This window comes from Pseudarthrobacter sp. WHRI 8279 (assembly GCF_040224115.2).
GTDB lineage: Bacteria > Actinomycetota > Actinomycetes > Actinomycetales > Micrococcaceae > Arthrobacter.
This window is the reverse complement of the sequence record NZ_CP168162.1, coordinates 3,552,129-3,576,567: the sequence shown is the minus strand read 5'-3', so window position 1 is coordinate 3,576,567 and position 24,439 is coordinate 3,552,129. Positions and strand designations below refer to the sequence as shown.

The 24,439-nt window shown below is 62.6% G+C and carries 17 protein-coding genes; 6 read left to right on the top strand and 11 right to left on the bottom strand.

What is annotated here, in order from left to right; translation table 11 throughout:
- The first annotated feature begins 442 nt into the window (after positions 1 to 442).
- From ABRP28_RS16405 to ABRP28_RS16385, 5 genes are all read left to right on the top strand, one after another.
- Entirely contained in the window at positions 443 to 1,243 is an 801-nt protein-coding gene (locus ABRP28_RS16405) for a sugar ABC transporter permease (RefSeq protein WP_350001525.1), read from the top strand.
- Complete coding sequence (locus tag ABRP28_RS16400; protein ID WP_350001526.1) at positions 1,240 to 2,058, top strand: carbohydrate ABC transporter permease; 819 nt, start codon at positions 1,240 to 1,242, stop codon at positions 2,056 to 2,058. The genes ABRP28_RS16405 and ABRP28_RS16400 overlap by 4 nt, the downstream gene beginning before the upstream one ends.
- An 84-nt stretch (positions 2,059 to 2,142) precedes the next feature.
- Positions 2,143 to 3,408 carry an extracellular solute-binding protein gene (locus ABRP28_RS16395; protein ID WP_350001527.1) on the top strand — a complete coding sequence of 422 codons (1,266 nt, stop codon included), beginning with the start codon at positions 2,143 to 2,145 and terminating at the stop codon, positions 3,406 to 3,408.
- Between the two features lie 90 nt (positions 3,409 to 3,498).
- Entirely contained in the window at positions 3,499 to 5,874 is a 2,376-nt protein-coding gene (locus tag ABRP28_RS16390) for an alpha-L-rhamnosidase C-terminal domain-containing protein (RefSeq protein ID WP_350001528.1), read from the top strand.
- A 43-nt stretch (positions 5,875 to 5,917) separates the two neighbouring features.
- Positions 5,918 to 8,221 carry a glycoside hydrolase family 3 N-terminal domain-containing protein gene (locus ABRP28_RS16385; protein ID WP_350001530.1) on the top strand — a complete coding sequence of 768 codons (2,304 nt, stop codon included), beginning with the start codon at positions 5,918 to 5,920 and terminating at the stop codon, positions 8,219 to 8,221.
- A gap of 468 nt (positions 8,222 to 8,689) precedes the next feature.
- Here the strand turns inward: ABRP28_RS16385 and ABRP28_RS16380 are convergent, their stop codons facing one another.
- The 5 genes from ABRP28_RS16380 to ABRP28_RS16360 form a co-directional block, all read right to left on the bottom strand.
- Entirely contained in the window at positions 8,690 to 10,192 is a 1,503-nt protein-coding gene (locus ABRP28_RS16380) for an aldehyde dehydrogenase family protein (RefSeq protein ID WP_350001532.1), read from the bottom strand.
- 47 nt (positions 10,193 to 10,239) lie between these two features.
- Entirely contained in the window at positions 10,240 to 11,841 is a 1,602-nt protein-coding gene (locus ABRP28_RS16375) for a GMC family oxidoreductase N-terminal domain-containing protein (RefSeq protein ID WP_350001533.1), read from the bottom strand.
- A gap of 27 nt (positions 11,842 to 11,868) precedes the next feature.
- The gene (locus ABRP28_RS16370) at positions 11,869 to 13,329 is read right to left on the bottom strand and encodes an MFS transporter (protein WP_350001535.1); all 1,461 of its coding nucleotides are present in this window, start codon (positions 13,327 to 13,329) and stop codon (positions 11,869 to 11,871) included.
- Positions 13,330 to 13,422: 93 nt separating this feature from the next.
- Positions 13,423 to 14,481: a Gfo/Idh/MocA family oxidoreductase gene (locus ABRP28_RS16365; protein ID WP_350001536.1), complete on the bottom strand. Its 1,059-nt coding sequence runs from the start codon at positions 14,479 to 14,481 to the stop codon at positions 13,423 to 13,425.
- Between the two features lie 275 nt (positions 14,482 to 14,756).
- A complete protein-coding gene (locus ABRP28_RS16360; protein WP_350001537.1) occupies positions 14,757 to 15,536 on the bottom strand; it encodes an SDR family NAD(P)-dependent oxidoreductase in 780 nt (259 codons plus the stop codon).
- Between the two features lie 83 nt (positions 15,537 to 15,619).
- On the opposite strand from ABRP28_RS16360, the gene ABRP28_RS16355 reads away from it, so the two are divergent.
- Complete coding sequence (locus ABRP28_RS16355; protein ID WP_350001538.1) at positions 15,620 to 16,222, top strand: TetR family transcriptional regulator; 603 nt, start codon at positions 15,620 to 15,622, stop codon at positions 16,220 to 16,222.
- Positions 16,223 to 16,291: 69 nt separating this feature from the next.
- On the opposite strand, the gene ABRP28_RS16350 is transcribed toward ABRP28_RS16355, so the two are convergent.
- Genes ABRP28_RS16350 through ABRP28_RS16325 form a run of 6 tightly spaced genes read right to left on the bottom strand, consistent with a single transcriptional unit; the run spans position 16,292 to position 24,413 of the window.
- Entirely contained in the window at positions 16,292 to 18,379 is a 2,088-nt protein-coding gene (locus ABRP28_RS16350) for a hypothetical protein (RefSeq protein ID WP_350001540.1), read from the bottom strand.
- A complete protein-coding gene (locus ABRP28_RS16345) occupies positions 18,372 to 19,484 on the bottom strand; it encodes a family 43 glycosylhydrolase (protein WP_350001541.1) in 1,113 nt (370 codons plus the stop codon). The genes ABRP28_RS16350 and ABRP28_RS16345 overlap by 8 nt, the downstream gene beginning before the upstream one ends.
- Positions 19,481 to 19,912, bottom strand: a complete 432-nt coding sequence (locus tag ABRP28_RS16340) for an RbsD/FucU domain-containing protein (protein WP_350001543.1) — start codon at positions 19,910 to 19,912, stop codon at positions 19,481 to 19,483. The genes ABRP28_RS16345 and ABRP28_RS16340 overlap by 4 nt, the downstream gene beginning before the upstream one ends.
- Before the next feature lie 2 nt (positions 19,913 to 19,914).
- Positions 19,915 to 20,814 (bottom strand): ribokinase, encoded by a 900-nt coding sequence (locus ABRP28_RS16335; RefSeq protein ID WP_350001544.1) that lies wholly within the window; start codon positions 20,812 to 20,814, stop codon positions 19,915 to 19,917.
- Positions 20,815 to 20,835: 21 nt separating this feature from the next.
- On the bottom strand, positions 20,836 to 23,328 hold the full coding sequence (locus tag ABRP28_RS16330; RefSeq protein ID WP_350001545.1) for a glycoside hydrolase family 78 protein: 2,493 nt from the start codon (positions 23,326 to 23,328) through the stop codon (positions 20,836 to 20,838).
- Between the two features lie 59 nt (positions 23,329 to 23,387).
- Complete coding sequence (locus ABRP28_RS16325; protein ID WP_350001547.1) at positions 23,388 to 24,413, bottom strand: hydroxyacid dehydrogenase; 1,026 nt, start codon at positions 24,411 to 24,413, stop codon at positions 23,388 to 23,390.
- Between the last annotated feature and the right edge of the window lie 26 nt (positions 24,414 to 24,439).

Below are 24,439 nucleotides of genomic sequence, written 5' to 3'. Positions count from 1 at the left end.
ACTCACCCCTTCTTACAGCATTCGAAGACTCAACCCCTTGGCAGATCGGGCGGTTGTGATCTACGCTATAAGAAGTGTATAACGTACTACGAACTTATGGCAGTAAATCGCAAGCTTGTCTCGTAGAACGTACTATCCGATTGAACACCTTTGGACGACAGCTCCTGGACGAAAAGTTTCTCGACAGCACTCAGATGAAACGATTCAGCCCAGTAGGCTTCACCTCCGCGAACGCGGTCACGTCCTCGACGAAGAGAATGGAAATGCGATGACGCAACGTGAACTCGCCGACCCCCGCACGGGGGCGTCTGGACGTTCTGCGCCACGGCCAGGACGCACTGCGAACCGCAGGGGAAGAGTCGGCCGGCCGTCAGGCGGTGCCGGAACGAAAGCGCCTTGGTGGTTTCTCCTTCCCGCGCTGGCGGTGTTCACGCTCATCGTCGTGATCCCCAGCTGGCGAGGCGCCTTTTACGCCCTGACTGACTGGGACGGGCTGTCACCGCAGTTCGAATTCATCGGGCTGGACAACTTCTTCCGAGTCTTCAGAGATTCAGCAGCCGGAGCATCGATCCTCAACACGGCCCTATACGCCGTCGGCATCATGGTCATCCAGAACTTCATTGGCCTCCTGCTGGCGCTGGGTGTCAACTCAGCAATCCGCTCCCGCAACTGGCTGCGCGTCCTGTTCTTCGCACCCGCAGTCGTGACGCCGCTTGTTGTCGCCAACCTGTGGCAGTACATCCTCGCCCCCCAAGGCGCGTTGAATATCGCCCTGCGCGCCATTGGCCTGGATTTCCTGGCCCAGGACTGGCTGGGCAACGCCCAGCTGGCCCTACCCGCGATCATCTCGGTAGTGGTCTGGCAGTTCGCAGGCTATTCCATGGTGATCTTCCTCGCCGGGCTGCAAAGCATCCCTGAGGACGTCTACGAGGCAGCGAGCCTGGACGGGGCCGGATCCTTCAAAACCTTCTGGAACATCACCCGGCCGCTGTTGGGCCCCTCGGTGACCATCAACCTGATGTTGTCCCTCATCGGCGGCCTCAAACTCTTCGACCAGGTTCTGATCATGACCCAGGGCGGCCCGGGCAGCGCCACGGAAAGCCTCAGCACGATCGCCTACAAAGACGCCTTCCAGTTCCAGCAGTTCGGTTACAGCATCGCCCTGACCCTCGTTCTGACCGTCTTCGTCGCGGTTGCCTCACTCATCCAGTTCACCCTGCTCCGCCGAGGAGAAAACAAATGAAGCGCTACACCCTCAAAACGGGCGTCCTTGAGGTCGTAATGGTTCTCGTTGCGCTCCTCTTCGCCGCTCCCGTCTACGTGCTGCTGAACACGGCCCTCAAATCCGGCGGCGTGACGACGTCCCTGGCACCCGTTACCAACCCCTCCTTCGACAACTTCGTCACGGCATGGGTCAGTGGGGGCCTGGGGCCAGCAATGATCAACAACATCGTCATCACTGTCGTATCGGTCTTCCTGATCGTGGTAATCAGTGCCGCCGCGGCCTACCCCCTGGCACGCATCACCCGGACCTGGTCCAAGCTGACCTTCGCGTTCTTCCTCGGAGGGCTCCTGATCCCCAGCCTCCTGGCCCTCATCCCGCTGTACACCACCTTCCGTGACCTGCAACTCATCGGATCCATCTGGGGCCTCATCATCATCTACGTCGGCGCGCAGATGCCCTTCTCGATCTTCCTCTACGTACAGTTCCTGCGGTCCCTGCCCCTGGACTTCGAAGAAGCCGCCACCCTGGACGGAGGCAGCCCGTTCCGCGTGTTCTGGCAGGTCGTCTTCCCGCTGATGCGCCCGATCACAGGCACCGTAGTCATCCTGAACACCATCACGGTATGGAATGACTTCTTCACCCCGCTCCTGTACCTCTCGGGCAGCGGAACCAACACCATCCCGATCGCCATCTACTCGTTCACCGGACAGTACGTGAACCAATGGGGAACCATTTTCGCCGCTCTGATTATCGGCGTCATCCCCCTCCTGATCTTCTACTTCCTCCTGCAGCGCAGCATCATCAAGGGCTTCGCAGGAGGGCTGAAGGGTTGAGCGGGAAACGCCCGCAACTTCCCCGCTTTACCGGCTCTACACCGCTCACCAACCACATCCACCCCCGCACTTCAAGGGAGAATCATGCGTAAAAAGAACATCATCTCGATGGTCGGCGCGATTGCCGCCGTCGGGATCACCCTCACCGGCTGCTCATCGAACCCACCGGCATCCTCTGATTCTGGCAAGGTCACCGTGGCCCGCCTTTCAGGGTCCGATGACAAGTGGAATGCAATCGCGGACAAGTTCCACGAACTTAATCCAGACCTGACTGTCGAATACACGATTATCCCTACCGACAGTTACAACCAGCAGATGGGCACCCGCCTCTCAGCAGGCACAGCCACGGACGTCTTGAACGTCTTCCCCGGCAGCGGCAACGCCACCGCCGTGCGATCCCTGGCCAAGAACGGGTACCTCGCCGATCTCTCCGGCGAAAGCTGGGCCGCGGCGCAGCCCGAGTCGACTACCTCCGCGACCAGCTACGAGGACAAGCGGTACATGTTTACCGACGTGGCCACTGCCAATACCTTGGGCGGCGTCTACAACGCGAAGGCTCTGCAGGACGCCGGACTCAAAATCCCCACGACGTACTCCGAAGTTCTAACCTTCTGCGACGATGCGCAGAAGGCCGGTAAGGTCGCCTACGCCCTTGGTGCCCAGACCCAGTGGGTAACCCAACTGGTCACGTACGCCCTGGCCGCCACCGATGTCTACTCCAAGGACCCGGACTTCAACGAGAAGCAGCTGAACAAGGAAGTGACCTTCCAGGACAGCGGCTGGGTGGACGCCATGGGCAAGTACAAGGAGATGTTCGACAAGGGCTGCTTCAACAAGGACGCCCTGGGTACCTCAGTGGACAACCAGACCGCCATGGTTGCCGACGGCCGGGCCCTCGGCGCAATCCAGCTCTCCACCATGGCCAACCCAATGACGGCCGCCAACCCCGAGCTGAAGGTTCAGCTGGCACCCCTGCCCGCCACCGATAACACCGCAGACACACGGCTGGCCTTCGGCCTGGGCGTGGGCTGGGGCGTCAACGCCAAGGCAAAGAACGCCGACGGGGCGAAGAAATTCGTCGCTTTCCTCGCCAGTAAGGAAGGCAGCGCGATGAACGCGGATAAGTTCGGAGTCGCACCCAACGGCGAGATCGAGTCCAACGAGATCAACAAGCTCGTGGTTCCCTTCGTCCAGGAAGAAAAGACCGTTTCATTCCCGGATGTTGACTGGCCCTCACCGCAGGTCCAGAACCTGCACCTGACCGGTATCCAGGAAATGCTCGGCGGCAGCAAAGCCCCGAAGGACGTCCTGACCTCAATGCAGGACGCTTACACCACAGCACTGAAGTAAAACCACGCGAAGGCGGCGTTCACCGCTCGGTGAACGCCGCCTTCGCGTGCTTACTCCCCCACCGACAACCCAGTGATGAGTCGCAAAGTCATGAAAAGTTTCGATCTGGTTCAAGAAGCGCACGGCCTCGCAAGCCCCAACCTTGGGGGCCCCTGGTTCGGACTTCCCGTTGAAGCAGCAGCGGTACACCCTGACGGTGTCGCCACGTCCATGCGCTTCCGTACCCAACTCCGGATCGACACACTCCCCGATGCGCCGGCGTTGCTGCACCTCTGTGCGGACTCCCGCTACCGCCTGAGCATCAACGGGGACCTTGTTGCCGCCGGGCCCGCGAAACCTTCCGGTACAACATGGTTCACCGACACCATCGATATTCGCTCCCATCTTTCCCCGGGAATCAACACCATCGGGATCGACGTGCTCTCCTACACTGCCTCCGCTCTCGGGAACGCCTCAGTGCCACGAACGGGCAGGCCCGGGCTGCTGGTCAGGGGCACCATCGCCGGTATCGACCTTTCCCGACCCGCGGCATGGAAGTGCCACACCGTGCAAGGGCGCCACTTCCATCAGGGCAACAACACGGTCTTCCTCGGCATCCAGGAAACGGTCAACGGTCAGACCAGCGAGCATGCCTGGCTTGATCCGGAATTCGATGATTCACACTGGCAGACACCAGTTCTGGACAGCCAGCAGCCCTTCAGCTCAGTCCCCCGGCCCACACTCGCCCACCGACCTATCCCCCATCTCACGCTGGACTCGGCACCCATAACCGCCATCAGCACAACCTCCAACCCGAACATGGACTGGGGACGGCTCCTGCGGGGAGAATCACTGCAAGTCCCAGCCGGCACCGACGTCAGCGTCGACCTTGACGCCGGCGTACTGATGACCGCATTCCTGTCCGCGGCCTTCGAAGCCGGCCGCGGAACACGCGTCGAGATCACAGCAGCTGAATGCTACGAACAAACCCCCACTGAGGTCCCGTGGCTGCGGCGCAAAGGTGACCGCACGGACCACATCAACGGCGACCTGTACGGCGACCCGGACAGCTACACGCTCTCCGGGACCGGGACCCAGGAGCGGCCCGAACGGTACTCCCCCTACTGGTTCAGAACATTTCGGTTCATCAGGCTCCGCATCACCACCGCCGAGGCAGCAGTACGGATCCACCCACTGACCCTCACCCAAACCCATTACCCCGTGGAAATCAGCGGGTCCTTCAAATCGTCATCGGATCTGGACCGGACACTGTGGGACGTCAGCGTCCGGACGCTTCTGAACTGCATGCACGAGACATTCGAAGACTGCCCCTTCTATGAGCAGCTGCAGTACGCCATGGACACCCGCTCCCAGGCCCTTTTCTCGCTCCACCTCTCCGCCGATGACCGGCTGATCAGGCGGGCCATCGAAGACTTCGCCGCTTCCGGAGACCCCATGGGTCTGACCGAAAGCCGCTTCCCCAGTGTCGAGCCGCAATTCATCCCCGGCTTCTCGCTGTACTGGGTTCGAATGGTTGCCGACCACGTCGACCACGTCGGTGACCGGTCCTTCACTGAACGGTTCATCAGCCGGATCGACGCGGTTCTCCGGCATTTCGATGACTGGGTCTCGGCCGATGGCTTCGTGATCTCGCCTGAAGACGACGGCAACGTGTGGAACTTCGTTGACTGGACCGATGCGTGGCGGCTGACGCGGGGGGTTCCGGAACTTGGACCCCGGCGTGCGAATACCATCGCCACCTTCATGTACCTCGCAGCCCTGCGGTCAGCGGCGTCCATCACGAAGTTCTGCGGCCGTGAAGGGCTCTCCCGGGAGTACTCCTCCCGCGCCGACGCCCTGACTGCCCTCATCCTGGCAGGACCCGCATTTGACGAGGAAACAGGGTACTTCCGGGACACCGACCGGGGCCGGCCGCAAAGCGTTCATGCCCAGGTCTGGGCCGTCCTCGCCGGAGCCGTCCAAGGGGACCAAGCAGCAGACCTGCTTCGGCGGGCAACAGCAGATCCAGAACTGGCCCAGTGTTCGTATGCCGCAGCCCTCGATCTCTTCGATGCACTCCGCTCCGCCCAAGCCCACGACCGCATCAGCTGGAAACCCTGGGAGGACATGCTGGCCATGAACCTCACCACCTGGGCGGAGGACACCGTCAGCCTCCGCAGCGATTGCCACGCGTGGGGAAGCGTTCCCCTCCAACACTTCCCCCGTTACATCCTCGGCGTCCGGCCCGCGTCCCCGGGCTTCACCAGCGCCACCATCGATCCGGCCCCGAGCGATCTGGACTGGGCCGAAGGCACAGTCCCCACACCGTACGGGCTGATCAGTGTCCACTGGAAGCGCGCGACGGAGGGCTCCCGCAGGGTTACAGTATCCGCTCCATTGGCGATCGGACTGAAACTTGCAGACTCCGCCTCCCAGATCGCTGAGCACGTCGACAACCACCAACGGACGCTCACCTTCACGCTCTAAACGACCCTGCTGACCTGACCGGCACTTAGAAACGAGAACACACATGACCTCCCCGCAGAGTGACCTCCGCACCGCGCCCTACACCAACCCCGCCCTGCCCATCCCGGAACGGGTGGAGGACCTTCTCGACAGGATGACACTTGAGGAGAAGGGGGGGCAGATGCTGCAGCTGGACGCCCGCGGCGACCTGCAGGATCTGGTCATCGGAAAACTCGCCGGGTCCCTCCTCCACGCCTCCCCCGAACGCATCCTCGAAGCGCGAACGCTCGTATTGACCACCCGGCTCCAGATCCCCCTGCTGATGGCCGATGACTGCATCCATGGACACTCGTTCTGGCCCGGAGCCACCATCTTTCCAACCCAGCTGGGCATGGCAAGCACCTGGGACCCGGCGTTGGTGGAACAGGGCGCCCGTGCCACCGCCGTCGAGGTCGCTTCCACCGGGCTGCACTGGACGTTCTCGCCTGTACTCTGCATCAGCCGCGACCTGCGCTGGGGACGCGTGAACGAAACGTTCGGCGAGGATCCCCACCTCATCGGGGCCCTTGGAAAAGCAATGATCCGCGGATACCAGGGGAACGGGCTGACGGACCGAACCGCGATCCTCGCCACCGCCAAACATTTCGCCGGGTACTCCGAAACCCAGGGCGGCCGGGACGCCAGCGAAGCAGACCTCAGCCGCCGGAAACTGCGTTCCTGGTTCCTGCCCCCGTTCCAGGAAGCCGTCGAAGCAGGATGCCGCACGTTCATGCTCGGCTACCAGGCCATCGACGGGGTCCCGGTCACGGCCAACAAGTGGCTCCTGAACGAGGTCCTGAAAGGCGAGTGGGGATTTACCGGCACCCTGGTGACCGACTGGGACAACGTCGGACGCATGGTCTGGGAACAAAAAGTCTGCGAAGACGACGTTCAGGCAGCAACTGTCGCCGTCCAAGCGGGCAACGACTTGGTCATGGCAACTCCCCAGTTCTTCGAAGGAGCCCAGGAAGCCGTCCGCCGGGGCGACCTGAACGAGGCCCTGATCGACGATGCTCTCCGCCGGCTGCTTACCCTGAAATTTGAACTCGGACTGTTCGAAGATCCCCGCATCCCGGACTCCGAACAGCAGGCAAAGGTCATCGGCTCGACCGAGCATGCAGCCATCAACCTGGAGATGGCCCGCCGGTCACTCGTGCTGCTCACCAATGACGGCACACTGCCCCTCGACGGCGGATTCAACCCTTCTGAAGCAGGCAGGGCCATAGCATCCCGTAATTCGCGGACCATTGCCGTGATCGGCCCGAACGCGGACGACCCGCACGCGCAGCTGGGTGACTGGGCCGGCGCGTCAGGCCAGATCAACTGGCTGCCCGATGGTCACCCGCGGCACCTGACATCCACTGTCCTGGACGGGTTCCGCGCCACGGCACCGGAGAACTGGACCGTCAATTACGCCCGCGGAGCCGACATTGGGCAGCTGGTACCGGATCCCGCCGGCCCCACTTACAAGGACGGGCAGCCGCGGCCGCCGCTGTTCGTACCTGCTGCTTCCGACGCGCAGATGCTCCAGGAAGCAGCCGCCACTGCCCGCGAAGCGGACTACGTCGTCGTGGTCATTGGTGACACGGTGGCTCTCGCGGGAGAAACCAAATCGACAGCAACCCTCGAACTCCAGGGCGGCCAAATTGAACTGGTCGAGCGGCTCATCGAAACGGGCACCCCCGTCGTCGTTGTTCTCGTGCAATCGAAGCCATCGGTCCTGCCCCAGGCAGTCCTTGATTCGGCTGCCATCATTGAAGCCTTCAATCCCGGGATGCAGGGTGGCAGGGCCGTGGCCGAACTCATCCTGGGACTGATTGAACCGACCGGCAGGCTACCGATCTCCTTCGCGCGACATGCCGGACAACTGCCGATCTACTACAACCAGATCCGCGGCCAGCACGGCGACCGTTACGCCGACCTTTCCCAGGACCCGCTGTTCGCGTTCGGTGAGGGGCTGAGCTACACCACCGTCGACTACACCGATCTCCGGATACTCTCAGAACGCGTCACGGCAGAAGATCGGGTGGAAGCGAAAGTGACGCTCACGAACACGGGAACCCGTCCTGCCATCGAGACCATCCAGGTCTACGTTGCCGACACGGTCACCAGCGTGACGTGGGCCGAACGGGAACTGAAAGCCTTTACCCAGGTCCAGGTAATGCCCGGAGAGTCCGTGGAAGTGGATCTGTCCGTTGCCGCCAGCGCCTGCTCCATCGTGGATCAGAACGGCCAACGGATCGTTGAGCCCGGAAGTTTCGAACTGCTAGTGGGTCGGCACTGCCGTGACCCACGATTGCTCTCGGCCCGGTTCCGGATCGCAACCTAGTCACCGAACCAACGAGAGGGACTACGGGAAGGGCTCCCTTCGACCTTCCTGAGGTGGAGGGCAATTGCACTCTTCGCCGGGGAAGTCCGAGCAGACACAGAAGGAAGTAGACACGATGTATCCAGAGTTTCAGGAGCGTGCACCAAAGCAGAGCCAAGGCGCAGCGATACTGCCGGCTCCCGACCTGGGCCCTCCTTCGCCGGGGATGCTGGAAGTCAACGTCAGGCAGGCCAGCGAAGTGGACGAAGCTCTCAAAAAGGCTATCTCCCAAGTCATGGAAGCGGCCGCACGCCACCAAACCGGCGTGCTGGTAACCCGCCTGGGCCCAGGCCAGTACATAGTCCGTGCCCATCCTGCTGTCCCTTACGGGTTAACACGGCAACAGTAGGAATGATCCCTCGTCTGAGCAGTCGTGTCCTAACGCGCCGGGGTGGCCACCTGTAGCGGTGGCCACCCCCGAGCTACTGATCAGCCGCGGCTTGGGATACCGATCGACTTCAGCTCCATGTACTCGCGGAACCCCTCCTCGCCGTTTCTGCGGCCGATCCCGCTCTGGCCGTAGCCGCCCAGGGGTGTCGACACGTCAAAATACGCGCCGCCGTTGACGGAGATGTTTCCAGCCCGGAGACGGCGTGCCACTTCCAGTGCGCGGTCGTCTGAGGCGCTGCTTACTTCACCGGCCAGGCCATAGATGGTGGAGTTGGCAATCGTGACGGCCTCGTCCTCGGTGTCATATGGAATGACGCATAGGACCGGGCCGAAGATCTCTTCCTGGGCCACGGCTGAGTAGGGGTCGACGTCGACCAGGATTGTTGGCTCCACGTAGTACCCGGCACGCCCTTCGATGGCGTGCCCGCCGGTAAGGAGACGGGCGCCGGAAGCCACACCGGATTCGATGGCGGTCAGGATCGCGTTGCGCTGCTTGGCGCTGGCCTGTGGACCCTGGATGACGGAGGGATCCCACACGTCACCAACCGGAACTTTTTCGAAGACGGCCTTGAGGATGGGCAGCGCTTCTTCGTACCGGCTCCGCGGGACGAGGAGCCGGGTTGAGTACGTGCAGCCTTGCCCGGCGTGGGCACACACCACCGCAGCCCCCGGCAGTACCTTGGTGAAGTCGGCGTCATCGAGCACGATGTGGGCTGATTTGCCGCCAAGCTCGAGGAAGGTCTTTTTGATCGTCGGGGCGCCGGAAGCGAGCACCCTGCGGCCGGTCGAGGTTGATCCGGTGAAGGTCACCATGTCGATGCGCGGGTCGGAGGTGAGCATCTCGGTGACGGCGACGGTATTGGTGGTGACCACGTTGAAGATGCCTGCCGGAATGTCGGTCCGCTCGGCCACGAGGCGGCCAAGTTCCAGTCCACTCCACGGTGTGAGTGAGGCCGGTTTCAGAATAACTGCGTTACCCGCGGCCAGCGCCGGAATGGATTCTGAGACGTTGAGGTACAACGGATAGTTCCAAGGGGTGATTGCGGCGACAACACCCATGGGCTCATAACGGATGCGACGCCGGGAGACCGCACCACGGGAGGTTGTGGGAGACCACTCCTCTTCGTAGGCGAATTCGCGGGCCATTTCGGCCCAGTAAGTCGGCTCATCCAGCGGCTGCTGCAGTTGCACACCGTAGGTCAGGGCAATAGGGCTGCCCGACTCGGTCACGACGATCCGTCGAAGCCGTTCCTTTTCCTCTTCCAGCGCGTCACGCAACTGCAGGATGCACCTACTGCGGAACTTCGGGTCGTTCGCCCAGACGCCCTCGTCGAAGGCCCTCCGCGCTGCTGCTATTGCGCGCTCCATGTCGTCTTCTGTGGCATTTGCCGCGTAGCCGGCGCCTTCGCCCGTGCTGGGGTCGATGTTTTCGAAAAGGCCGCCGTCACTCGCGTCGACCAACTGCCCGTCGATGAACAGTCGGCGTTCCCCTTCAAGGGGTCCGGAGGCATTGGCAACGAAATTATCTTGGGTGGTCGTCATGCGTTTCCCTCTTTCGTACGTGGTTTTTGTTGTTCCGCGCTTATTGTTCAGGCGTCGTCGCGGATGAGTTCGGCTGCGCGCCAGGCCATGGCCATGGCGGGCCCGTTGAGGTTTCCGGAGATCATGGCAGGCATGACTGAAACGTCGACGACGCGAAGGTTGCGGACGCCGCGCACGCGCAGTCGTGAGTCGACGGCGTCGGTCTCGTTCGGCCCCATGGCGACGGCGCCGCAGGCGTGGTAGCCGGTGCCTCCGTTCAGGAAGGCAGACCGGATGATGGAGTCGTCGTCCTCGACGGCATGCCCGGGGACGGTCTCGGCGCTGGCGAACTCGGCGATGGGAGACTCTTTGACGAGGGCGCGCATCTTTCGGAAGAGTGCGATGGACGTTGACCGGTCGTGTTCCGTTGACAGGTAGTTAGGAATGATCCGGGGTGTGGCGCGTGGATCCTTTGAGGTGATGTGCACCGATCCCTTGCTTGTGGGCCGCAGGGCAAAGCCGAGCAAGGAGAAACCGGGCCGGTTCTCGATATTGGACCCAGTCGAGCCTGCACCTGAGGAGTACGGGGTGAGGAGTACCTGTGCGTCAGGGCGAGCCAGTTCCGGCGCCGTCTTGAAGAAGGTCAACATGTCGTAGGCGGGTGTGGAAATCGGTCCTTTACGGGTCAGCATCCACTCAAGGCCGCTCAGCCCCTGCCTGGGCGGGGAGGAAAGCTTCTTGTTGTAACCGATGTTCTTGTTAAGGCGGACTTGGAGCGGCAGGCAGCGGTGTTCTCGTACGCCCTCGCCGATGTTCTCGCTTTCGACCCGGACATCGACGCCGGCAGCTGTAAGTACGTCACGCCGTCCGATGCCGGACAGCTCAAGCAGCTGGGGTGTGGCGATGGAGCCCATGCTGAGGATGACTTCGCGTTTGGCGCTGAACGTCACGGCGGACTCCCCCGCCGACGCTGTTACTCCGGTCACCGTCTCGCCGTTAAAGATCAGCCCGGACACGGATGTGTTGGTGCGCAGGGTGAGGTTGGGCCGTTTCAGCGCCGGCCGGAGGAAGGCTTTGGCTGCGCTCACCCGCATTCCGTTGCGGATTGTCGCCGGCGCGTACCCGATCCGTTCGCCGTCGGAGGCATTAAGGTCCTGGACCGTCTCGATGCCCAGACCGCCGGCGGACTTCATCAGGGTTTCGCCGACTGTTTCGCTGTCTTTGCGCACCCCTACCTGAAGGGGGCCACCTGTGCCACGCATATCGGACTCACCGAGCGAGTGGTCTTCCATGCTCTTGAAAACGCGGAGCATTTCGTCCCATCCCCAGCCCGGGTTGCCCAACGCTTCAAGGCCGTCGTAGTCGGCCTGGGATCCCCGGTTGTAGACCATGCCGTTGACGGAACTGGAACCGCCGAGGACCTTTCCGCGGGCCCAGTACTCGACCTGGCCAACGGGTCCGAAGGGTTCGGTACGATAAAACCAGGCGTACTTGGGGTTGCTCAGCGTGAACGCAATTCCTTTGGGGATGGAGATCATGGGGTGAGAATCCGGGCCGCCTGCCTCCAGCAGGAGAACATTGATTTTTGGATCCTCGGTCAACCGGTTTGCGAGGACGCATCCGGCCGATCCCGCTCCGACGATGATGTAGTCATAAGGGCCTTCGTTCACAGCTCAACTCCAGTGTTGGTTTGATGGTTACTTGGGTACTGCGGATGATTCGTTGTGGTGCTGCGGGTCCTGGTTCCGCGCCGGCGCCGGCTTCCCGGGTATGGCTAGGGCTGCAAAGGCGGCGACCAGGGCCACGGCGCAGCCGATGAACAATCCGGTTGTGAAGCCGTCAGCTGTGGGCACCAGGTGCGAACCTGTTTGCGTGGACATCTGGGCAAGAACCACGCCGACGACCGCACCGGAGAACGAGGTACCGATGGCGCGCATCAACGCGTTGAAGCTGTTCGCCGACCCCGTTTCGGTGTTGGGGACGCCACCCATGATCAGGGCCGGCATGGCCCCGTAAGCGAAGCCGAGTCCGATGCCGGCGATCACATTAGCGGCCAGCAGGCCCCAGACGGTGTTCATCATGAACGCTGATACGGCATAGCTGGCAGCCGTTATCACTGCGCCTGCAATCAGCGTTGTCTTCGGTCCCCTGCTTGCGCTGAGCTTTGCCCCCAGTGGAGAGACAAGCATCATTGCCAGGCCTGCCGGTGCCATCCAAAAGCCCATTTGCAGCATCGATTGGCCCAGTCCGTATCCCGTCTCGGTAGGCAGCTGGAGGATCTGGGGGAGGATCAGCGACCGGGCATACATGGCGAAGCCCAGCAGGATCGATGCCACGTTCGTCAACAGCACGGCCCGGCGGATAGTCACCCGCAGGTCCACCAAGGCGTCACGGGTGCGCAACTCCCACCAGCCCCAGAGCCCAAAGAGAAATACTGCCGCGCCCAGAAGACCCACCACCAAGGGACTTCCCCAGCCCCAGTCCCCGCCCTTGGACACTGCCAGCAGTAGGCAGATCAGTGCCGCACTAAGACCAAGGGCCCCCGGCAAATCGAACCTTCCGGCTCGTTTCGGGGCGATAGCCGACGGAACAACCCTCCAGATCAATAGCAGGCACAGCAGACTGACCGCCGCTGTGGCCCAGAAGAGGATGCGCCAATCGGTGAACTGGACAACTGCGGCGGCGATCGGGAGCCCCAAGGCGCCGCCGATACCCAGCGATGAACTGACAAGGGCAATGGCCCCGCGCAGTTCGGCCGGCGGAAGCAGGTCTTTCAGGAGGCTGATACCCAAAGGAACCATGCCTGCTGCCAGGCCCTGCAGGCCTCGACCGATGATCATGGGGACCACGGAGTCTGCCACGGCGCAAAGGGCAGATCCGAGAATCAGGGGGACGAATGAGGCCAGGATGACCGGGCGTTTACCGTACATGTCCCCCAGCCGCCCCGCGACCGGGGTGATGACGGCCGACGCCAGGAGCGTCACCGTGATCACCCAGGACGTATTGGAAGGGGCGGTGTCGAAGATTTTTGGCAGCTCAACCAGAAGCGGGACCACCAAAGTCTGCGTCAGCGACGCAACAATCCCGGCGAACGCCAGTACTGCCACCAATGGTCCGGTCCTGGTGGTTGGGGGTTCAACGGGACTGCGTGCAGTCATGGGCATTCTCCTGTGAAGGGACGGTCTGGATCTGGGCCACACAACCGGTGGCGTAGTACTGGGCCACCCGTTGCGAATGGCCTGCACCGGTGTTCAGCGTGCAGACCCCTGCGGTGAAGTGGTCTGCTCAAGGGGAGCTTGAGGGGTCGGAGACTCCGTCTTCAGGGCTATCAGTTGGCGACCGATGGCATCGATCGTGCGGAAAACGGCAATCGTTTCGCTGGCCGGATGGAGGGCATGCTCACGTGCTCCCGAGTTGATCGCTTTCACGACCTCGCGCAGCATGGGGACGTAGCCGTTTCCTTCCTGGCCCAGTTCCACACGGTGTGGCTCCCTGAACATCACGTCCCAGCTGTCTGCGTGGATGTCGAGGGCTGTCCCTGCCCAGAATGGAGCCGGAATTGAGATCCAGCCCCTGCGGCCACTTACTGCGGCGGAGGGATCGCAAAACTCGGTCATCCCGCTGGCGCATTGTGCGAAGCGCCCGCCTTCAAATTCGAGCGTGAAGTGTTCGGCGAAGTCGATTCCGTCCTCGTTCAAACTGCCTGCGGCGTGAATTGAAACGGGCGGTCCAAAGATCGTTTGCGCGAGGGTGACGGGATAAATGCCCTGGTCAAGGAGAGACCCGGGGCTCCGAGCATGATCCCACCGGCTGCTGCCTAATTCCGCCGGGAAAGGGATACCGAATGAGGCACGCAGGCTCCTGACTTCGCCGATCCTGCCAGCGGCCAGTTCATCGTGGAGACGGCGAAATGCAGGGTTGAACTTCATCCACATGGCTTCCATCAGGAAAACCTGCATCCCGGAGGCAACAGCAAACAGATCGACAACCTGGGCTGCGTTCATGGCTATGGGTTTCTCAACCAGGACATGTTTGCCGGCAAGAAGCGCCCTTTTGGCCAGGGCATGGTGGGTAGCAAAGGGTGTCGCAATGTAGACAGCGTCAATCAGTGGGTCAGCAAGGAGTTCCCCGAAATCGCCGGTGGACCGGCCGATTCCGAACTCCTGGGCGAACGCGGCAGCCTTTCCCGCATCCCGGCTCTGCACGATGGAAACTTCGACACCCTGACAACTGGCAAGGTCCGGTACAACCGTTCTGGAAATACTTCCGGCGCCCACTATCCCCCACCGCTGCAGGGCACCGGCGCTCAAGCGATCTCCTTTTTGGGGAGCCTGCGACCAGGCAGGTCAATCACACTGGCCACGGTTTGATGCATGTCGCACATTACGCTTTCCTGTCCAAGTTTCCAGCTGCCGGCAGATCCTGAGGGTCTGCCGGCTTTGATCGGCGTTTGATGCCCGGTGGCGCCGAGGATTTCTTCTTGCGGCCACACCGCTGAACGTTTGTGTTGGTGGCAGTTATCAACGCTGGGCGCCGGGAGGGGGAATTTCCCGGGGTCCCGTCGAAAGACCGCCACCAATGACAGCTAAATCGCGGACCAGCCGCCGTCGGAGGCCAGAATGGCCCCGTTAAGGTTGGTCCCGTCGTCGCTGAGCAGGAAGGTGATGGAGGCGGCGAGATGTGCGGCGCTCACTGGTGCGGGGATGTTGGCCTTCATGAGCGGGACGAGACGTTCTGCTGCCAGCTGGGATCCGAAGTTCGCTACGATGCCGGTGATGGTGGGGCCGGGAGCCACCGCATTGAAGCGCAGGCCCTTGGGCCCGTACATCACTGCCGAGTTTTTGGTCAGGCCGACGACGGCGTGCTTGGAGGCCGTGTACGCAGCGCCGGCGGCCGAGCCGCGGATACCGGCCTCGGAGGAGACGTTCACTACCGATCCAGCTCCGGCTTTCAGCATCAGCGGCACCACGGCACGCGTAAGGCGCATGAGGGCGGTGACGTTGATCCGGAAGACCCGGTCCCAAAGATCATCGTCCACCTCGTGGATAGGCGCGAAGTTGTCCATAATTCCGGCGACGTTTGCCAAGGCATCGATCCGTCCGCCGGCGGCCGAAATGATTGCGGCCACGGTTTCTTCCGTGGAGATGTCACCGGCGACGGGCACCAGGTCCAGGCCGCTGTTTTCCTCCACCAGGGCATCAAGGCGTTCCTTGCTGATGTCCGCGGCGATGACCCTGCCGCCCTCCTTGGCGATGCGCAGGGCCGTCGCCTGCCCGATCCCTGAGGCTGCACCGGTGACGATCACCGTTTTTCCTGCAAAGCGGTTGTTGGTGATGGTTTCCTGCCACGTGGCTTCGTTGCCCATGATGTCCTTCCAGACTTTGATGAGGGTTATGCCAACCACCTTATGACACGCTGTGTCATTATGGAAGGGTGAATACTGGTGGGATGCTTTCGAATGACCTGACCACCACCGGCCGCCCAGCTGGACGGCCGGTGAGCATCGACCCCGAGGCGATTGCAGCTCTCGCCTTGAAGATGTTTGCCGAGCGCGGGTACGAGCAGACCTCGATGGAGGACATTGCGCGCGAGGCCGGGGTCGGGCGCAAAAGCCTGTACCGCCATTTCGCGAACAAAGCCGACCTCGTATGGGGCGGAATGGGACCCGTTATAGCAGCCTCAGGTACGGCGTTCGAGTCGGCCCCTGCTCCGCCGATGTCCCGCCACGAGACTTTGGACGGACTCCGCGAAGCGGTGCTTGCCGGCGTTGCCGCGCTCCCGGACCTCAGCGTCACTCGGGGAAGGCTCCGTCTGATCGCTGAGCACCCGGAGTTGATGAGCCGAAGCCAGGATTTTCTGGGAACCCGTCGTGAGCAGACCCGCTCCTACCTCACGGCCCGGGGCATTCCCGAAGACACCGCGCGGTACCTGTGCGCCGCCCTCATTGGGGCCACCTTCGAGGCCTGGCTGCTATGGGCAACCAGCGAAGACTCCGATCCCATCCCCTACATTCGGGCAGCACTGGCGGTGCTGACCGTGGGTGAAGGGTGACCTAGACCTAACATGCCAGCGCGGTGATCGCCGCGGCCGGGTCGGTCGTTTGCCACTCCAACGTGGTGGTCAGCTGACGACCACGCGCACCCGGGCAACATTCTGGACGCGACCGAAGGGCGTGCCAGCGTTTGCCTCGCGTTGGGAAGTGACCCGAACGGCCGGGAAGTAGATGCCTGGCCGAGGGAACGAGCACGTCCGGGACGTGTCCAACCTCGATCCGGGCGCAACGGCTTCCGTATGGGGAAAGTGCCCGTGTCCGTCCAGGTCCCACTCGACGGCGGTGATGCTGCCGGCCTGTGCGGGCAGTTCAGCGGCAACACTGAGAGTGACGTCCTCGCCGGTGGCCACGTCAGCGCGCGTATGGCCGTCAACTGTAAGGGAGAGCACGGGCTGCGGGCCGCCGCGTTCTGCTGCCGTCGGGGGGACAACGACCTGGCCGTCGATGACGTCGTAGCTCGTCGACGCCAGTGGTTCCACCCCTTGCTCAACCCAGGCGCTGAGATCGAGCAGTGCCTGCTCAAGAACGCCAAGGTAGCTGACGGTATGGGTGGGCCGCTCCTGCACCTCGCTGTCGCCGTGCAGGGCGTTGTCCACGTACCAGAGACGGAACTTGTCCGCTGTTTCCTCCCCGAGCTGCTCTTGCACTTTTGACCGGTACCAATCGGCCTGCCAGGGGAAGGCCTCCCGGTCCAGCAGGCACTCAACAACGATCATTTTCCCGTCGAATCGGCCGTTCTGCACCGTACCGGCGGTGGCCGCTGCGAAGAGCGGCCCCACCAGCATGGGCCGTTGCGGGTACCTGGGTGATCCGTCGGTGTCGCGGAACTGGTCCCAGACCGGGTAATCCGGGCCAGGCACCTGATGCCGGTGGTAGGTCTGCGAAGCCAGGAAACCGCTGTTATCCACCATCACTTCATCACCGGTCCGGAGCTGACGGAGGACCAAACTGTCGGTCGGTCCGAAGACGGCAAGATCATCCGCCACTGTCAGCAGCGCAATCCTCGCGCCCTCCGCCGCCCCTGAATTGACCAGCAACTCCGCGCCGAGGAGTTCTTTCCCTGGACCATGCTCCAGCCGCACAGCGACAGGAACATCGTTGCGGCCCGAGGACCCAACCCAGGCATCATCAACCCCGCCCTGGGACTGCCCCGCCAGTGGCTCAACCACATGACCCCGTGCCGCCAGGTCTGCTGCCGTAAGAAGGCCCCCGATCCGGCAGCGGTGCTGTACCCGGTCGCGCGTCAATGATGGGGGCGCCTCAAATCCCAGATAACCAGGTTTGGTCCAGAAATCCTCAAAGTAGCCCGGGTCTGCCATGGTCAACCCGCCGTACAGGGCTGAAAAGCCGTGCATGCCCATGGTGCGGTGGCCAAACCAGGACCGGGGCGGGAACCCCATCCGGGTGACCTCAAGGAGCGCTTCGCGCTCCTCCGGGTCCAGACCTGCGAACATGTCACCGCTGCCACCAGGTTCCACCGCGTCAACGATCCTGTCCAGGGAGTTCCGCAGGACGCGTTGGGCGTGCATCCGGACCGTGAATACGTTGGGAATGGCCGTCGGGGAGCCGATCACGTAGGGCACCACCCCGTCCCAGACGCCGGTCGTGTTTTCGGCACCACCGATGGTGCGGAACCCGCCGCCGCTTCCCCCGAACGCGTAACCATACGGACGGTGGTCCCCGTAGGACTCCATTGCGAGGACCCTTGAGTATCGTGCGGCTGCCGCGTTGGCCCGGTACGCGGCGATCGTGGGATCCGCCCCGGACCCTGGCGTGCCGGCGGTTCCGCCGCCGTTGGTTTCGAGGAAGTAGGCGCCGCTGGAGATAGCGAAGGCGATCTTGTTGTGCGGGCCCGTGTCCAGCTGCGCCAGGTACTCGCTGTCAGGTACAGGGGTGATGTGTTGGAAGAACCGCCCCTGGTACTGTTCCGCCGGGGGCAGGTAAACGGAGAATCTGGTGTCTGTACCGTTAAATCCGCCGTGGAGGTAGCGGTGGCGGACAGGGGTCTCGCGCCATTCGTCGATGTCCACGTAGGGATCCTTGAAGAATCCGTCAACGTCGAGGGTGGTACCGCGCCGACCAGGGTGAGTGTCAGCAACGGGAGCGCCGTCCGGAGCTGCTGTGTGGATGGCGTTGTTCGCAGCAGCCTCAGTCATAGTCCTCGACCCGCCACTCGTCGTGCCAATCGATAACGGGGTGCTTGTCGGCAAAGCGGATGGGAAGCCACACGTAGTCCGCGATCGCGGTGTTCTCACCCAGTCCTGCTGCCATCGCCGCCCGGCCATCGCCGGCCTCCGCCCCGCCACTGTCTGGACTGCCGCTGTTTTCGCTCGTTGGCGGCGCGTCCGGGACCCCGCCAGTCTGCGTCATGGACGCTACGACGTCATAAACGTTTGGCATGTTATCCGGCAGCTGGGGCAGCCACCGGTCCGCGAGGGCAATATAAAGGTCCTTCTTATGCGGATGCTTAAACACGCAGCTGACCTGGGAACGGAACGAGGTCCGGGACAGGTCATCAGGATGTGGGTCGCCGAGGACCGTCCAAGGGCCGTGGAAGGTGGGCGCCGATGCCACTTCGGAGAAGTTCGGGAAGTACCCGGTGGAGCCGGAGGTGATGAGATAGTGCACGCCGCCCCGTTCAAAGTGCGCCGGCGCCTCCCTGGTGAACGGCGGTCCCGGGTGCGGAAAGTGGCTGGAAAACTCCCCGGTGACATCCGTGTAGTCGTCCGTCAGCTCTGCACAGATCAGGTCGGTATGGACCTTCTCGAAGTAGTAGTACGCCTTCCTGGTGACCGGATCGACGACGAGATCGAAGTCACCGGCGCTCATGCCGAGCGGTTCGAGGCCGGCACGCACGATCTCGTAGGGCCCCAAGAGGGAGTCGGCGGTGAGCACCGAGGAGCGCTGCGTCCCGTGGCTCCCCTCCCCCATCACCTTGACCCAGTAGACGTACTTTCCCGTGGCCTCATTGAAGAGGATGTGCGGGCGGTCCATCTTCTGTGCCGGGTGCAACGGCGATGACGGGTCATCAAGTACCGGCGGGATGATCAACCCCCGGTCGTCCCAGTTGTAAAGGTCGGTGGAGGAGTAGGCGCGAACACCCCAGTGCCAGTTGCCACTGCCGGGAGTGGTTTTCTCCTTGTTTTCCCCGTACCAGTAGAAGACGCCCTCTTCATAGTGGATGGAACCGCCGTGGGCCTGAATGCGATTGCCGGCAGTGTCCAGCCAGGTCTTGCCGGGGCATATGGATGAGTAGGTCACGTGCGAACGACTCCTTTGACCAACATGAAGCATGAGTACGGGCGGGCGTCGCTTGTGATGACGGTAGCGAAGGAGGAACGGGCGAGGTCGTAAAATCTGGTACGCGGGACACGGGCGAGCTCCACAGGCCTGCCCTCAGCCCTGCTGATCAGTTGCGCGGCCGACTGGTGTGATTCATACGCCTCTTCAGCCCCTTCGTCGGGGACCATGGCGAACGCCTCGGGAGAAACAAAATCGTCCACGGGAAACAACTGAAGAAGGCTTTCGATGAAGGTCGTTGTGTCGACGCCGAGAGCTTCGAGGGTTCGGGACGGGCCTGAGTGGGCGGGGTAGTTGCGGTCCGCGATGACCAACCGGTCACCGTGGCCCATTGCTGCGATGGCCCATAGGAGGTCGGGACCGAGTACCGGCGGGATAGTTTTCAGCACGTTTATCCTCTGGATGTGGCGTGGGCCAGGGTCACTTCGCGTGCTCCCTGCCACGTGACGGCGCGGGCACCGGCCTCATTGGCGCAGGTTGCTGCCTTTTCCAGCGGGTCCCCCAAAGCCAGGCGTGCCGCGAGGGTACCCACAAAGACATCACCTGCCCCGGTGGTGTCCACAACGGGTGCTGGCTCACCCGGGACAAGGCATTGCTTGTCGGCAACAAGGACGATGCACCCTTTCGCGCCGAGTGTCACAACCACCGACCGCGCCCCCGACACCTTCCTGACCGCCTCAGCGAGAATTGATGGGTCCAGAACAAACGAGTCAACGCCGGCAATTTCCCTGGCCTCGTGTTCGTTCACCACCAGGGGGTCGCAGGCGCTGTAGGTCTCCCTGGCCAGCGGGATGACCGGTGCTGCATTCAACACAATCCGGGCGCCGTTGCGGGACGCCAGTTCCGCTGCCGCGTCAGCGCCAGCCGAACCTATTTCCGTCTGCACAATGACAACGTCGGTTGCGGACAGTGCGGGCTGTAGCTGGCTGAGCAGCTTCCCGTCCACTGCATGGTTGGCGCCCGGCACGACGACGATAGAGTTTTCACCGTCCGGGGTGACGTTCACGTACGCCGTGCCTGTGGGCGCATCCTTCAGTGTGGCGACCAAATCGGTCTTTACACCTGCGGCTGCCAGCGCCTGGATAGCCCGGTCGCCTGCTCCGTCGGCACCCACGGCACCGACCATCCGGACATCCACTCCGGCGGCGGCCGCCGCTGCCGCCTGGTTCGCACCTTTACCACCTTGGCCCAAAGTCACCTTTGAGCCGAGCACCGTTTCCCCGGCCGCGGGGCGCCGCTCCAGCGCAATGAGTACGTCTTCATTTATCGAGCCAAAAACGAGGATTGACATATTATTTTCTCCAGCCTTGAGTTAGGCGTTAGCGCGGCTGAGAACATCCCGCAGGTCGCGTTCCAGTTCCTTGGTGTCGGGTGCCCGCTCTACCACTGCACTCAGGGGCATGGCGGCCAGGTGTGTGGCGGCTGCGTCGAGCGGGACACCCGGAAGGTGCTCCCGGAAGACATCCAGAACCGCTGCCCATACCTCGGAGTTGGTGAAGATCTCGCCCAGGACGGTGTCCAGGGTGTATTCGACGGGCGCACCGTACTTCTCGGAAAGCGCGTAGCGCCACGAGTGCGGCCCAGGTCCCACTTCCAGTTCGGGTTTGTCAGGGTGCAGGGGAAGGATGACCTCTGCGGAGGAGCCGGGGGGAACGATAACGTCGAGGACCATCTCGTTGTCCTCGACACGCCAGGAAACCTCAACCTTCCCGCCCGGAGTATGGTGCGCGGCTTTGGCGGACATGATGCCGCCGCCTGGTTTGGGGGCGATCCGAATTCGTGTCCATCCGGCTTCGACCCGATTGAGGCCACCGACAACGCGCTGCAGCCAGTCACCGATGGCGCCAAGCGCGTAGTGGTTCAGTGAGGTCATTCCTGTCGCGTGAACCGTGCCGTCGGGGAGTAGTGAGTCCCAGCGCTCCCACATCGTAGTTGCACCCATCGTGACCGGATACAGGAAGGAAGGAGGAGCGGTGTTGAGCAGGAGTTTGTAGGCCTGCTCAAGATGCCCTGTGCTGCTGAGCGCGTGGGTTAAGACGTGGGTGCCGGCAAAACCTGTCGAAATCGTGAAATCGGTCTTCTCGACGATCTGTGCGAGCCGATCACCGGCTTTCCGCCTTTGGTCCTCATCCAGGATGCCGAACATGATGACCAGTGCATAGGCTGTCGCCGATTCATTGGTGACCCGGCCGTTCGCCGAGACGTATTCGTCGCGGAACGCGCCACGCACCTTCTCGTGCAAAGCGCGGAACCGGGCGGCATCATCCTTTTCGCCGAGTAGACGGGAAGTCTCGGCCATTTCCCGGGTGGTCTTGCACAGGTAGGCGGCGGCGATGAGGTGATTGTCAGTCTTCCCGTCCCATGGGCGGTCTGCGGGGGCATCAGGATCGAGCCAGTCGCCGAACTGGAATCCTGTGTCCCATAGGCAGCTTTCGTTGAGCAGCGGCTCCACTTGCCGGATGAATGCGGTCATGGAGTCGTAGCTGCGGCGTAGGATGTCCAGGTCGCCGTACTCCTGGTACAGGGTCCAGGGGAGGCTGACGGCGACGTCGCTCCAAATAGCGGTGGGGGTTGACGGGACGGGGACCATGTTGGCGGCCACATATGGGACCACCCACGGGACGCTGCCGGTTTCCTCCTGCTCGGCGGCGAGGTCCTGCAGCCAGGAGCCGAGGACCCCGCGGACGTCGTAGAGGAAGGTGGCCGTCGGGGCAAAAACGTTGAGATCGCCTGCCCAGCCGAGACGTTCGTCGCGTTGCGGGCAGTCGGTGGGCACGCCGACAAAGTTGCCGCGCATGGACCAGACAACGTTCTTGTGCAACTGGTTAACGAGCTCGTTCGAGGTTTCGAACCAGCCGGTGCGGGGCATGTCGCTGTGGACCACAACTGCCCTAAAGGCGTCCTTTTCCGGGCTACCCGGCCACCCGCTGACCTCGACGTAACGGAACCCGTGGAAGGTAAAGCCGGGTTCCCAAGTCTCTCCGCCCCCACGGAGCGTGTACCGGTCCGTGGTCTCGGCACCGCGGTTGGTTTCCGTCTCCAGCTCACCGTCCGGGGTAAGCACTTCGGCGTAGCGGAGGGTTACCGTTTTGCCGGCTTCGCCGGACACGGTCAACCGCACCCAGCCGGAGACAATCTGTCCGAAGTCGACGATCGTTTTGCCTTGCGGGCTGGTGAGGATATCGACCGGCACGATTTCCTCGATCCGCCGGATAGGCGGCGCAGTCGGAAGTTCCAGAGTCTCCAGGCTCCAATCAAACAGCTGTGCTGAAGCCCAGCCGGTGTCGTCGAACGCTGGCTGGTGCCAGCCGTCCGGCTCCAGCCGTGCATCGTAGGTCTCGCCTGAATAGATGCCGTTCCCGCGGACTGCCCCTTCGCCTACCCGGAACTGCTCATCAGTGGCGATGATCTCCGTGCGCTCGGCGTATTCCAGCTCCAACTGCGCGAACAGGGCCGGCCTGTCGGTGTAGTTGTGGCGTTTCTTCTCCCACGTCAGGTCTCCGACCGCCCAGCCCTCCCCCACGATGGCACCCAGGGCATTGTGTCCTGCCACCAGCTGGTCCGTTACGTCATAGCTGCTGACCATCACCCGGTGCCGGTACGAGGTCCAGCCTGGTGCCAGCACCTCATCGCCTACGCGGACGCCATTGAGGTATGGCTCCACGATGCCGAGCGCCGTGATGCGCAGCGTTGCCCGCTGCAGCCGATCGTCGACGTCGAACTCCCTGCGGAAGTAGACCGCGGGGTCTCCTGCATTGGAGGCACTGCTGCTGCTAATGAATGAGCCCTGGGGTTCAAAAGTCATGGTGGATGTCCTTCCGACCGAAGTGGTGTTGCGTGGAGAAGCGTTTAGGGACGGTGTTGTCAGCTGACAGGTTTGTTGCGGTACCGGGTCACGAGTTCGGGCGCGGCAATTTGCAGCCTCGAGGGCGGCAGGCCGGCTTTGAGAAGTTCCAGGTCGTCGCAGACCATATCGCCGATGCTGTAGAAGGCCTCCGGAATTCCTCCCGCCCGATGCGCGGACAGGACGATGTTCTCCTGGTTCCGGAAAGGGCTGTCCCCTGGCAACGGTTCAGTCGGCCACACGTCGATGGCGGCCAATATCTTTCCCTGAGCGAGACGTTCCAGCAAGGCGTCATAGTCAAGGACGTTGGCCCGGCTAACAAGGATCAGGCGCGCGCCCGGGGGCAGCAGATCAAGGGCATCAGCATTCAGGAAATGCAGGTTTTCCGCCGTTGCGGTGGCGAACACGAAAACGAACTGGCTTTCGGCGAGCGTTTCCTCCAGCGAGCTGGGAATCAGGTCTGCATCCTCAAGGACCGAGGTAGGCAGCCAGGGATCGTAGACCCGGATGGTGTTGTTGAAGGGCTCCAACAGGCGGTGCAGCGCACGGCCGAGGTTGCCGTAGCCGACAAACCCAACATTCGCTTTGCGGAGAAGAACGGAATCGTGGTTGCTCCCAGACACCCACCGCTCGGTACCCTCGCGCATCGCGCGGTCTTCGCGGCTGATGCCCCGGGCGAGGTCCAGGGCCAGGCCCAGGGTGTATTCGGCTACGGCCTGGGAATAGGCCGGTCCGCAGCCAAGCACGCGGATTCCCTGCCGGAACGCTGCAGCGTAATCGACGTTGGGGAAGAAGTTGCCTTCCACGTTGATGATGGCCTTGAGGTTTCCCGCTGCCTCTATGGTGTCTGCCGGCAGTTCGGGATGTCCCACGATGGCGAAAGCGTCCGGTAGGGCTGCCTGGAAGGATTCCTCGGACGGTGCGGCCTCAAGGTCCAGAACATCGAATTCCTGGTTGAGGCGGGCAAGCGTCCTTTCCCGGAAAATCCGGTCACGCAACTGGGGGGCAGGTTGGAGGATCACCAGCGGTTTGGATATTTGAGGCATTACTTTCCCTTGTTACGTTTTTGTCG